Source organism: Telluria aromaticivorans (assembly GCF_013003915.1).
Classification (GTDB): Bacteria; Pseudomonadota; Gammaproteobacteria; order Burkholderiales; family Burkholderiaceae_D; genus Telluria; species Telluria aromaticivorans.
The window spans coordinates 326,529-338,203 of sequence record NZ_JABAIV010000001.1 but is presented as its reverse complement, the minus strand read 5'-3'; the positions used below and the strand labels follow the sequence as shown (position 1 = coordinate 338,203).

General features: G+C 66.0%; 11 protein-coding genes. 4 read left to right on the top strand and 7 right to left on the bottom strand.

Features of this window, described 5'->3' with window-relative positions:
• The first annotated feature begins 96 nt into the window (after window positions 1-96).
• Complete coding sequence (locus tag HGB41_RS01585; protein WP_171080414.1) at window positions 97-1,200, top strand: sensor histidine kinase; 1,104 nt, start codon at window positions 97-99, stop codon at window positions 1,198-1,200.
• The gene (locus HGB41_RS01580) at window positions 1,197-1,994 is read left to right on the top strand and encodes a LytR/AlgR family response regulator transcription factor (protein WP_171080411.1); all 798 of its coding nucleotides are present in this window, start codon (window positions 1,197-1,199) and stop codon (window positions 1,992-1,994) included. Before HGB41_RS01585 ends, HGB41_RS01580 begins: the two co-directional genes overlap by 4 nt.
• Window positions 1,995-2,038: 44 nt before the next feature.
• On the opposite strand, the gene HGB41_RS01575 is transcribed toward HGB41_RS01580, so the two are convergent.
• The 4 genes from HGB41_RS01575 to HGB41_RS01560 all read right to left on the bottom strand — a co-directional run bounded on the left by HGB41_RS01575 (window position 2,039) and on the right by HGB41_RS01560 (window position 4,970).
• The gene (locus HGB41_RS01575) at window positions 2,039-2,884 is read right to left on the bottom strand and encodes a hypothetical protein (RefSeq protein ID WP_171080409.1); all 846 of its coding nucleotides are present in this window, start codon (window positions 2,882-2,884) and stop codon (window positions 2,039-2,041) included.
• 10 nt (window positions 2,885-2,894) lie between these two features.
• Window positions 2,895-3,584, bottom strand: coding sequence for a hypothetical protein (locus HGB41_RS01570; RefSeq protein ID WP_212760787.1), 690 nt, complete (start codon window positions 3,582-3,584; stop codon window positions 2,895-2,897).
• Between the two features lie 151 nt (window positions 3,585-3,735).
• On the bottom strand, window positions 3,736-4,299 hold the full coding sequence (locus HGB41_RS01565) for a hypothetical protein (RefSeq protein ID WP_171080407.1): 564 nt from the start codon (window positions 4,297-4,299) through the stop codon (window positions 3,736-3,738).
• A 113-nt stretch (window positions 4,300-4,412) separates the two neighbouring features.
• Window positions 4,413-4,970, bottom strand: a complete 558-nt coding sequence (locus HGB41_RS01560; RefSeq protein ID WP_171080405.1) for a cysteine hydrolase family protein — start codon at window positions 4,968-4,970, stop codon at window positions 4,413-4,415.
• A gap of 110 nt (window positions 4,971-5,080) precedes the next feature.
• On the opposite strand from HGB41_RS01560, the gene HGB41_RS01555 reads away from it, so the two are divergent.
• Window positions 5,081-5,881, top strand: coding sequence for a ferritin-like domain-containing protein (locus HGB41_RS01555; RefSeq protein WP_171080403.1), 801 nt, complete (start codon window positions 5,081-5,083; stop codon window positions 5,879-5,881).
• 13 nt (window positions 5,882-5,894) lie between these two features.
• On the top strand, window positions 5,895-8,282 hold the full coding sequence (locus HGB41_RS01550; RefSeq protein ID WP_171080401.1) for a DNA polymerase II: 2,388 nt from the start codon (window positions 5,895-5,897) through the stop codon (window positions 8,280-8,282).
• Window positions 8,283-8,347: 65 nt separating this feature from the next.
• Here the strand turns inward: HGB41_RS01550 and HGB41_RS01545 are convergent, their stop codons facing one another.
• The 3 genes from HGB41_RS01545 to HGB41_RS01535 form a co-directional block, all read right to left on the bottom strand.
• A complete protein-coding gene (locus HGB41_RS01545) occupies window positions 8,348-9,850 on the bottom strand; it encodes a tripartite tricarboxylate transporter permease (protein ID WP_171080399.1) in 1,503 nt (500 codons plus the stop codon).
• A gap of 4 nt (window positions 9,851-9,854) precedes the next feature.
• Complete coding sequence (locus tag HGB41_RS01540) at window positions 9,855-10,319, bottom strand: tripartite tricarboxylate transporter TctB family protein (RefSeq protein WP_171080397.1); 465 nt, start codon at window positions 10,317-10,319, stop codon at window positions 9,855-9,857.
• Window positions 10,320-10,414: 95 nt separating this feature from the next.
• A complete protein-coding gene (locus HGB41_RS01535) occupies window positions 10,415-11,389 on the bottom strand; it encodes a tripartite tricarboxylate transporter substrate binding protein BugD (protein WP_171080395.1) in 975 nt (324 codons plus the stop codon).
• Between the last annotated feature and the right edge of the window lie 286 nt (window positions 11,390-11,675).

Here is an 11,675-nt window from a genome sequence, read left to right as displayed (position 1 = left end):
ACGGCGCCGCGGCACGAGTTTATCGCAGCCGGCTTGCCCTGGCGGCGGCAGCTGGGCAGAATGCAGGCAATCCTTGCTACAAGATCAAGAGCCCGCATGCCCAGCCTCGTCCGCCCCTTGCTCCCTGCGCCGCCCGTCGGCGCCACCCTGCGCCGGCTGCTGCTCGACCTGCGCCTGGCCCTCGTCATGAGCGCCGTAGTGGCGCTGGTGATCACCCTGGTGGTCGGCCACCCGGAGATGCTCTACGAACAACTGGTGTATTCGGGCTTCATCGCCGTGATGGGCTATGCGGTGGTCGATGCCGCCCGCCTGTTCGTCTGGACCGACCCGGACCGGCATCCGCGCCAGTGGCTGCCGCTGCTCGCGGTGGCGGCGGTGGCGGCGCCGATTTCCCATTTCAGCGGCATGCACCTGGCCGCCAGGCTGCTGGGCCACGATGCGCCGGGACTGGCGGCCTATCCGACGCTGCCGCGGGTGAGCATGATCGGGCTGACCTTCCTGGTGCTGTGCGCCGGCACCTTCCTCGAGGTGCACCGTGGCCGCGTGCGCCGCATCGAGCAGGAGCACCGCGATGCCCGCCTGCGCGCCGAAACCATCGAGCGACAGGCCCTGCAGGCGCAGCTGCGGCTGCTGCAGGCCCAGATCGAGCCGCACATGCTGTTCAATACGCTGGCCAACCTGCAGGGCCTGATCGTGCTCGACCCTGGGCGCGCCAACACGATGCTCGACCAGCTGATCCAGTACCTGCGGGCGACGCTGGGCGCCTCGCGCGCCGAACGCACCACGCTGGGCGAGGAATTCGCCGCCATGGAGGCCTATCTCGGCCTGATGGGCGTGCGCATGGGCGAGCGCCTTGGGTATCGCCTGGAGCTGCCGCCCGGCCTGCGCGGGGCCAGCATGCCGCCGATGCTGCTCCAGCCGCTGGTCGAGAACGCGATCGTCCACGGCCTGGAGCCGAAGATCGAGGGCGGGATGGTGAGCATCTCGGCCGAAGCGGTCGACGGCATGCTCGAGATTTGTGTGAACGATACCGGCCTGGGCCTGGACCCGGCAGCCCGTACTTCGGGCGGCGGAGTCGGCGTCGCCACCACCCGCGAACGCCTGCGTGTGCTGTTCGGCGAGCGCGCTTCCATCCTTCTGGCCCCCGGCCAGCCGCAAGGCACCAGCGTCCGACTGACCCTTCCCCTGGAGACCCCATGAGCATCCGCGCCCTGATTGCAGAAGACGAACCAATCCTCGCCGCCACGTTGGCGCTTACCCTGCAGCGCCTGTGGCCGGAACTGGAGATCGCCGGTACCGCACCGAACGGCGTCGCCGCGGTGGAGCAGGCGCTGGCGCTGAGGCCCGACCTGCTGTTCCTGGACATCAAGATGCCCGGCCAGACCGGGATCGAAGCGGCGGAAGAACTGGCCGAACGCTGGGAAGGGCCGGCGCCGTTTCCGCACGTGGTGTTCGTGACCGCCTACGACGACTATGCGGTGCAGGCCTTCGAGCAGGCCGCCGCCGACTATGTGCTCAAGCCGGTCAACGAAGCGCGCCTGGCGCGCACCGTCGAACGGCTGCAGGGTCTACTCGCCAACCGGCATGGCAGCCAGGAAGCAGATAATGATCCGCTGACTGAGCTGGTCGGCAAGCTGCAGGCGCTGATGCCGGGCAGTGCCGCGCCCGAACGCCTGGAGTTCGTGCGCGCCGCCGTGGGCAACGTCGTGCGCATGATCCCGGTGACCGAGGTGGTGTTCTTCCAGGCCACCGACAAATACGTGACTGTGGCCACCGCCGACAGCGAGGCCCTGATCCGTGTCCCGCTGAAGGAATTGTTGCCGCAGCTGGATCCGGCGCGGTTCCGCCAGGTCAACCGCAGCACCGTGGTGAACATGGCCTGCGTGGCCAGCGCCGGACGCGACACCTTGGGCAAGGTGATGCTCACATTGCGCCACCGTCCGGAAAAACCGCGCGTGAGCCCGGTGTACGCCCACCTGTTCCGCCAGATGTGAGGGCGGGTGGGTCGACATTCACCCGAGCCAATTGGCCGGCTCGATCACTGCGCGGCTTCCGCGCAGCTGGATGCCGGCGGCCCGTTGCGGGGCACCGACACCAGCCAACCGCGCAGGTTGCGCAACAGCATGCGGTCGCACGCTTCCTTGATGATTTCCGCGCGTTCGAATACCAGCTTGCCTCCTTCCGGATAGCGCACGGTGCGCTGCGCACCGGGGCTGGCAGCCGGACGTGGCACGATCGCGTCGTCAAGCGCGATATCGACCGAGGCGGCCAGCAGCCGCACACTTTCGGCTTTCAGCGCCCTGGCCTGGTCCTCGCCCCAAAAGCCGGCAAGGTTTTCGTACAGGTGGACGGACGAGATGACACGCACCCGGTTGGCGTACACCGGCTGGCCAGACGGCGGCGTGAGCGTGACATCGTTCTCCAGGATCAGGGCGGCGCGGTCTTGCGTCATCGAAAAGACCGGTTTGCTGCTCACGACCCAGGCCTCGGCCTTCTCGTTGCTGGCTAGCCAGCGCGGCTCGCCGTGGCGCGACAGCGCCGAAGCGCCCAGTACCAGGTCGCGCAGGGTAAAGGTGGCCAGGCTTGCATCAAAGGGCTCGAGGATCTTGTCCGCCGCCTTTTCGATCTCGCTCTTTTCGTGGTCGCGCACCGAACTGGCGATCACGGCGTGGGTCACGATTGCGGCGATCAGGCCGGCTGCGCCGGCAGCCGGATACAGCATGGCCCCTGGCTTGCCGACGTCGTCCATGCTGGCAACACCCTTGAAGGGGACGCGGTCGGAAGGCGGCGTGCGGACCGCCCATGGCGCGGCCAGGGCACTTGCCTGCGCGCCCAGTACGACCGCGGCGCAGGCAATACCGGAGAACAGGCGCGAGGCTGTCATCGTCGGGCGCTTATTCGGCAAGTGGCTGGAGCACCGCATCGCGCGTGCCTTCGACCGCCTGGAAATAGGCATTGGTCAGGCCGGGGAAACTTGGTGCCTCATCCCATTTTCCGGCGGCGCTTTTTACCTGGCGCAGCGGCAAATACCATTCATATGAATTGTCGGCGAGGTTGACCAGGTAGCCTACGCCATTGACGACGCCCTGCGGGTCGCCGGTCGGAATATAGCTCGCGTAGCTGCGCGTCATTCCCAGCTCGTCGATGTCGATGACCAATAGCTTGTCGATGCCGTATTTGCTGCGCAGCGAGGAGAAGTCGATGCGCGACTTGTTCGGAGCGGCGTCGAGCTTCGGCAGGTCGCCGAGCTTGACCGGCTGGTCGATAACGGTCACGACCTGGCCCTTCTTGCGCAAGGTCTCCGCCACATCCGCCTTCAGGCGCAGCAGGTCGTCGACTGGCAGGGCCTGGGTATGCGTGGTGAGCGAAGAGTTCGCCACCGAGGCTGCTGCCAAGCACAGCAGGCAGGCTGCGCCCGGGAAATTGGTATCGGCCTTAGCCGGTGCCGACATCGCCACGCCAATGCGGTTGCCCTGGCTCTGCAGCGCGGTTTTCGACAACGTGACCGGTAATTGCGGAGGCGAGGCGCAGCCTGCCAAGAGCAGCAAGGAGGCCATGGTGGCTGCAAACAAACGTCTAGTCATTCTATTCTCCCGATTTGGATGTAAGTTTTATTATGAAAAACATCAGGGAGTGTAGGTAGCGCGTCTGTACTTGTCGAGGGAATAGTGTCCGTGAATAAACGATTATGCCGTGAAGGTAGTGACCGCGCGACCGCTCTCCGCGCCCCCCGGTTCAGGGCAGGCCGGCGCCACGTGCGCGGTTGCCGCGTCCCAGCCGCAGCAAGGCCCCTATCATGAGGTGCGCCAGGAAGGAGTAGCCGGCGATCACCGAGGCAATCAGCACCGGCAGCACCGCACCGAAAGTAAAGGTCAGGCCCAGCGCAAAACCGAGTACGTATTCGGCCCGGTAGACGTGGAACAGCAAACCCGCGGCAAAGGCGCCGCCGAAGAGGAAACCGACGGCCGGATGGCCCTGGGCGAAGGCCAGCGCCAACGCCGCGCCCCATAGCAGGGCGGCGCCGAAGCGGGCCTGGGCCAGCGCGCGGAAGCGTTCGCGGCTGCCGGCCTGCACCAGCGTGGCGCCGCGGCGCTGGATGCGGCCCACCAGGAACCACACCAGCAGCGGCACCACCATCAGTCCCCACCAGTTCGAGACCTCCGGCAGGTCGGCCCGGTTCAGCAGGTGGTGCGAAGGCACGCCGCCGTGGGTGTACTCCCACCCGAGGTGCAAGACTTCGGCGGCCAGGGCGCAGGCGGCAAGGGCGAGGCGGGAATGCAGGGCGGGGCGGGAGAACATGGCGTTTCCTTCGCGGTTGGGCGCAGTGGACGCCAGGCGTCCGGTGCAACCAATAGTAACAAGCTTGCCTGCCCGCCTACAATCCCCGAAGGGTAGAGTGTTGCGGCGCTGCCTTATTTCGTGCGCTGCAGCAGTGCCTCGGTTGTTGCAATCGTGGCGTATTCGGCGGCCAGGTTCGCCAGCGACATCGCATGGACCTCGGCGGCGCTGCGCTGCACGCCGGCGTAGTCGGTTTGCGCATACGCGTAGCAGGCGTCCCCGGCCAGCGTGACGCCAAAGCCCAGGTTGGCGGCAGTGCGCACGCTGCATTCGACCGAGATATTGGTGCTGACGCCGGCGACCACCAGGCGCCCGATGCCGCGCACCCGCAGCCAGCGCTCGAGGCCGGAATGGATGAAGGCGTCCGGGACGTTCTTTTCCACGACGTGCTCGCCGTCGCGGGGTTCGAAGGCTGGCTGGAACAGCGCGCCCGGCTGGCCCGGCGCGAAGCCGGATGCCGGAGCACGCGAGATGTGGCGTACGTGGATGACCGTGCTGCCGCGCGCGCGCCACAGGTCCAGCAATGCAGCGATGTTGGTTTCCGCGTGCGGGTTGTTGCGTGCGCCTGCGGCCGGGCTGGCCATGCAGCGCTGCATGTCGATGATCAGGAGGGCGGGCAGGTCGTTGTGCATGGGTCCTGGTGGCAGTCTGTTCCGGAACATGCATGGTAACGCAGGCGCCAGCCCCGGTGGCCTGCTTTGGTATACTGGCGGTTTAGATCTTCCCCTTTGAAGGCTTTACCATGGCGCCACCGCTGGAGCTACGCGCATGCGCTCTGCAATTCCTGCTTGAACCCGATCCGGCCGCGAAGACGGCCGGCGTGGCGGCCATGGCGGCCGCGCACGCGGCCGGCGCCTGGGCCGTGGACACAGAGGCGGCGCTGGCCGCGCCCGAGGGCGTTCCCGGCCGCCCGGCGCGGCCGGAACTGGTGCCGCCGCGCCTGGTCGGCCAGCGCTCGATGGCCACCGTGGAAGGGCGCGCGATGCTGGTGCATGCGCTGACCCATATCGAATTCAATGCCGTCAACCTGGCGCTGGACGCCCTGTGGCGTTTCCCCGGCATGCCGCAGGATTACTACACCGACTGGCTGCAGGTGGCGAACGAAGAAGCGACGCACTTCTGCATGCTGTCGGCGCACCTGGCCACGCTCGGCTTCGCGTATGGCGATTTCGCCGCCCACGACAGCCTGTGGGAGATGGTCGAGAAGACCCGCGGCGACGTGCTGGCGCGCATGGCGCTGGTGCCGCGCACGCTGGAGGCGCGCGGCCTCGACGCGATTCCACCGCTGCGCGCCAAGCTGGCCCACGCAGGCGACCGCGCAGCGGCCGCCATCCTCGACGTGCTGCTGCGCGACGAAGTCGGGCACGTGGAGATCGGCAACCGCTGGTACCTTCACCTGTGCGCCGGGCGCGGCCTGGAGCCGGTGTCCACCTATGACGAACTGACCGTGCGCTACAAGGCGCCGGTGCTCAAGGGACCGTTCAACCTCGATGCGCGGCGCGAGGCCGGTTTCAGCGAAGCGGAACTGGCGCGGCTCGTGTAGACCCGGCACCGCGATGGACACCCACGACCAGCCAGGGACCGCAGCGCTGCAGGGTTTCCTGCTGACCCGGCACTGGCACGACCTTGACGCCGGCACCGCGGTTACCCTGTGGCTGGCCACGCCAGATGGCCCGCGCCAGGTTTGCCTGCCGCCGCAAACCTCGGTCGCCTTCATCCCGCTTGAACAACGCGCTGCCGCCGAGCAGGTGCTGCGAACCGAGAGAGGATGGGAGCTGCGCGAGCTGGCGCTGTGCGATTTCAGCCACCGGCCGGTCCTCGGCCTGTACTGCCGCCAGTACCGCCAGTTGCTGCGCCTCGAGAAACGCCTGCGCGAGTTCGGCATCGACGTTTACGAGGCCGACATCCGCCCGCCCGAGCGCTACCTGATGGAACGCTTCATCACCGCGCCGGTGCTGGTGCACGGGACGCCTGACCCTCGCGATCCCCGGCGCATCCTGGACGCCCACCTGAAGCCGGATGGCGGCTACCGCCCGCAGTTGCGCCTGGCCTCGCTCGACATCGAGACCAACCAGCATGGCGAGCTGTACTGCATCGGCCTGGAAGGCTGCGGGCAGCGCCAGGTCTACATGCTGGGCGAGCCTAACGGAGACGAGTCGCCGCGTGATATGGCACTTGAATACTGCGCCAGCCGCGGCGAACTGCTGGACCGCTTCGAGGAATGGGTCCGGCTGCATGACCCGGACGCCTTCATCGGCTGGAACGTGATCCAGTTCGATTTCCGGATGCTGGTGCAGGCAGCCGAGCGCCTGAAGCGCCCGCTGCGCCTGGGGCGCGACGGCAGCGCCGTCGAAGCGCGCGAGCACGGGCGCCGGGAGCACTTCTTTCTTTGCATTGCCGGCCGCCTGGTGATCGACGGGATCGATGCGCTGCGCTCGGCCACCTATAGCTTCCCGTCCTTCAGCCTGGAATCGGTGTCGCAGACCCTGCTCGGCGAAGGCAAGGCGATCGACAATCCGTACAGCCGCATGGACGAGATCAACCGCATGTTCCTCGAAGACAAACCGGCCCTGGCCTGGTACAACCTGAAGGACTGCGAACTGGTCACCCGCATCTTCGAAAAAACCGAGCTGATGCGCTTCCTGCTGGAACGCGCCAGCGTCACCGGCCTGGCCGTGGACCGCAGCGGCGGTTCCGTCGCCGCCTTCGAGCACCGCTACATGCCGCTGATGCACCGCCAGGGTTTCGTGGCGCCGAACATCGGCGACGTGGCGGCGGGCGACAGCCCGGGCGGTTTCGTGATGGATTCGGTATCGGGCCTGTACGACTCGGTGGTGGTGCTGGATTATAAAAGCCTGTACCCGTCGATCATCCGCAGCTTCCTGATCGACCCGGTGGGCCTCGTGGCCGGCCTGGCCGAAGACGAAGCCGCCACCGTGCCGGGGTTTCGCGGCGGGCGCTTTTCGCGCACGCGCCACTGCCTGCCCGGGATCGTGCGCGAGGTCTGGGAAGGGCGCGAGGCCGCCAAGCGCGAACGCAACGGGCCGCTGTCGCAGTCGCTGAAGATCATCATGAATGCCTTCTACGGCGTGCTGGGTACGACCGGCTGCCGCTTCTTCGACCCGCGCCTGGCCTCGTCGATCACGATGCGCGGGCACGAGATCATGCACCGCACCCGAGCGCTGATCGAGGAGCAGGGCTACCAGGTGATCTATGGCGACACCGACTCCACCTTCGTGTGGCTGGGCGGCGCGCGCGGGCAGGAGGAAGCCGAGCGCATCGGGCGCGAGCTGGTGGAGCGGGTCAACGGCTGGTGGCGCGCCCACCTGATGCAAGACTACGGCATCGACAGCGCGCTCGAACTCGAATTCGACACCCATTACCGGCGCTTCCTGATGCCGACCGTGCGCGGCTCCGACGAAGGCAGCAAGAAGCGCTACGCCGGGCTGGTGACGAACCCGGATGGCAGTGAGGAGATGGTATACCGCGGGCTGGAAAGCGTGCGTTCGGACTGGTCGCCGCTGGCCAAGGAATTCCAGCAGCAGCTCTATCTGCGGATCTTCAGGCGCGAGCCTTACGAAGCCTGGATGGCCGAATATGTGGCGCGCACCCTGCGCGGCGAACTCGATGCGCTGCTGGTCTATCGCAAGCGCCTGCGCCGGCCGCTCGATGACTATGAGCGCAACGTGCCGCCGCATGTGCGTGCGGCGCGCATGGCCGACGACTTCCATACCGGTCAGGGACGCCAGGCGCAATACCGCAACGGTGGGTGGATCCACTATGTGATGACCACCGCCGGCCCGGAACCGATCGAATTGCGGCGCGCGCCGATCGACTACGAGCACTACCTGACGAAGCAACTGGAGCCGATCGCCGACGCGATCCTGCCGTTTTTGGGCGACAGCTTCGCGCGCCTGACCAGTCCGCAGGGCGCTTTGTTCTAACAGGGGAGTTTGATACGGAAAGGCTGCGCGCCGCCGGCCAGGCCGGGGCGCGCAGTACAACTGGTCTACTCTTCCTGGAAGGCTTCTTCGCGTTTCTTGCGCAGCGAAGGCAGCATCACGACGATCAGCGCGATGGCAGCCATGCCCAGCATGACGGCGCTGATCGGGCGGGTGACGAACACCATCGGGTCGCTCTGCGACAGCAGCAGCGCGCGGCGCAGGTATTCCTCCATCATCGGGCCGATGATATACCCGAGCAGCATCGGCGCCGGCTCGGCGCCCAGTTTTGCGCAGATATAGCCGAACAAACCGAACAGCGCCATCAGGTAGACGTCGAACTCGTTGTTGTTCAGGCTGAACACGCCGATGGCGCAGAACATCAGGATCGCCGGGAACAGGTTATGGTAAGGCACCATGATCATCTTGACCCACAGGCCGATCATCGGCAGGTTCAGCACGACCAGGAACAGGTTGCCGAACCACATCGACACGATCAGGCCCCAGAACAGCGCCGGCTGCTCGGTCATGACGGCCGGTCCGGGCTGGATGCCCTGGATGATCATGGCGCCGATCATCAGCGCCATCACCGGATTCGACGGGATGCCCAGGGTGAGCATCGGGATGAACGAGGTTTGCGCGCCGGCGTTGTTGGCCGCTTCCGGCGCTGCGACGCCTTCGATCGCGCCCTTGCCGAAGTTGGCCGAGTTCTTCGAGACCTTCTTCTCGATCGAGTAGGAGGCGAAAGAGGCCAGCATGGCGCCGCCGCCCGGCAGGATGCCCAGCGCCGAACCCAGGGCCGTGCCGCGCAGTACTGGCGCGATGATGCGCTTGAAGTCGTCCTTGGTCAGCATCAGGCCCTTGACCTTCTTCATCACCAGGCTGCGGTCTTCGTCGTGCTCGAGATTGCGGATGATTTCGCCGATGCCGAACATGCCCATCGCGACGATCACGAAGTTGATGCCGTCGGCCAGTTCAGGCAGGTCGAAGGTATAGCGCTGGGCGCCCGAGTTGACGTCGGTGCCGATCAGGCCGAGCAGCAGGCCGAGCAGCACCATGCCGATCGCGTTGAGCAGCGAACCGCTGGCCAGCACGACGGAGGCAACCAAGCCCAGCACCATCAGCGAGAAGTATTCCGCCGGGCCGAACTTGAGGGCGAGGTCGGCCAGCGGCGGCGCGAATAGGGCCAGCAGGACGGTGGCGACGGTACCCGCGAAGAACGACGACAGTGCGGCGGTGGCAAGCGCCTTGCCGGCATTGCCCTGGCGCGCCATCTGGTAGCCATCGAGGGCGGTCACGACCGAGGAGGATTCGCCCGGCAGGTTGACCAGGATGGCCGTGGTCGAGCCGCCGTACTGGGCGCCGTAGTAGATACCCGAAAGCATGATCAACGCGGAAATAGGCGGCAGGCCGAAGGTTGCCGGCAGCAGCATGGCGATGGTGGCGATCGGTCCCAGGCCCGGCAGCACGCCAACGGCGGTGCCGACAAAAACGCCGACCAGGCAATAGAACAGGTTGGTAAGCGTGAAGGCCGTTTCCAGGCCGAGTCCGAGGTTGGCAAAGATTTCCATGTGTTTAAGCTCCGGACAGCCAGGGGCCGAGGATCGGCATCGGCAAGCCGAGTACCTTCACGAACAGCACCGCGGCGAATAAAGTCAGGCCGACCGCAAGCATCAGCGTGTTTTTGAGACGGAACTTGGGGCTGGCCCAGGCGCTCAGCATGACCAGCACGAAGGCGGCGACGGCCAGGCCTGCGGTGCGCATCAGGGCGCCAAACAGCAGCACCGCGGCCAGGATGATGACGATATTTCGGACGTGGAACTTGCCGATGCGTTCGCCATGCCCGATGAAGGAGCGGACCAGGTTGGCGGCCCCGACGAGCGCGAGCAGCGCGCCGAGAACGGACGGGAAATAGGCCGGGCCCATGCGGCCGGCGGTGCCCATATCGTGTTCCCAGCCGAAGTAAATGGCGGCGAGGCCGACGAACAGGAAAATAATGCCGATCCAGAAATTCTGTGGATGGCGGACGATGGAAGTCACTGCGAGCCCCTTGTTGCTTGTTGTTTATATGGGAATGCCGCGCGGGCCTGGGGCGCCGCGCGGCGGTGTTGCTTCAACCGGCCGGGTGCGCGAACTTAATCCGCGTACTGGCCGGCCTTGGTGATGATCGGGCCCCAGCGGTCGATCTCGGACTTCAGGTGCGCCTTCAGGGCTTCCGGGCGGGCACGGGCATCGGCCACGGGTTCGGTGCCGAGGTCGGCGAAGCGCTGCTTCACGACCGGGTCTTTCAGGGCGGTGCGCAGGGCGTTCGACAGGGTGTCGATGACTGGCTTCGGCGTGCCCTTCGGCGCGTACATGCCATGCCAGACGGCGACTTCGAAGCCCGGCACGCCGGCTTCGTTCATGGTCGGGACGTCGGGCATCGAGGCCAGGCGGGTCTTGGTGGTGACGCCGTAGACCTTGATCTTGCCGCCCTTGATCTGGCTGGTGGTGTTGGTGGTCTGGTCGCACATGATGTCCACCTGGCCGCCCAGCAGGTCGTTCATGGCCGGCCCGGTGCCTTTATAAGGCACGGTAGTCAGGTCGACGCCGATCGCCGTCTGGAGCAGCATGCCGCACAGGTGCGAGGCCGAACCCAGGCCGGCGTTGGCGTAGGTGACCTTGGTCTTGTTGGCTTTTACGTAGGCGAGCAGTTCCTTGAGGTCCTTGGCCGGGAAATCTTTCTTGGCGACCAGGGTCATCGGAACGTCGGTGATCAGGCCGACCGGCTCGAAGCTGTCGATCGCGTTATAGCTCAGCTTGCGGTACAGGCCCGGGGCGGTCGACTGGCCGATGTGGTGCAGGAACAGCGTGTACCCGTCCGGCGTGGCCTTGGCCACGCGCGCAGCGCCGATGGTGCCGCCGGCGCCGCCAACGTTCTCGATGATGATCTGCTGCTTGAGCGTATTGCCCATCGACTGGGCGACCAGGCGCGCCACCGTGTCGGTCGGTCCGCCGGCGGCGAACGGCACGATCATGGTGATGGTCCTCGTCGGGTAGTTCTGGGCATGGGCCATTGCGCTGCCGAGCAGGGCGATGGCTGCGACGGTGCGCAAGAATGTGGTTTTCATCGGTGTCTTCCTCTAACCTCGTTTATAAGTTTGGCGAGCAGTGCGCGCAAGGCAGGCCACCTTATGGGCCACCTAATTGGCCATGATGACTCTCGGAGAGATCCTTTTTGAACGCGTGCATACGCAGTAGTTGTTGTACCAGCAAATAGTTAGATATGCAACTAAGTGGAAATGCGTATGGCATGCGGCCAACGATACGGTGTATGACGCTTTGACTGAGGCAGCTCATGCAAGCCACATGATCTGGATCAGACCCTTGTTGCAGCGTTGACAAAAACATACGCTC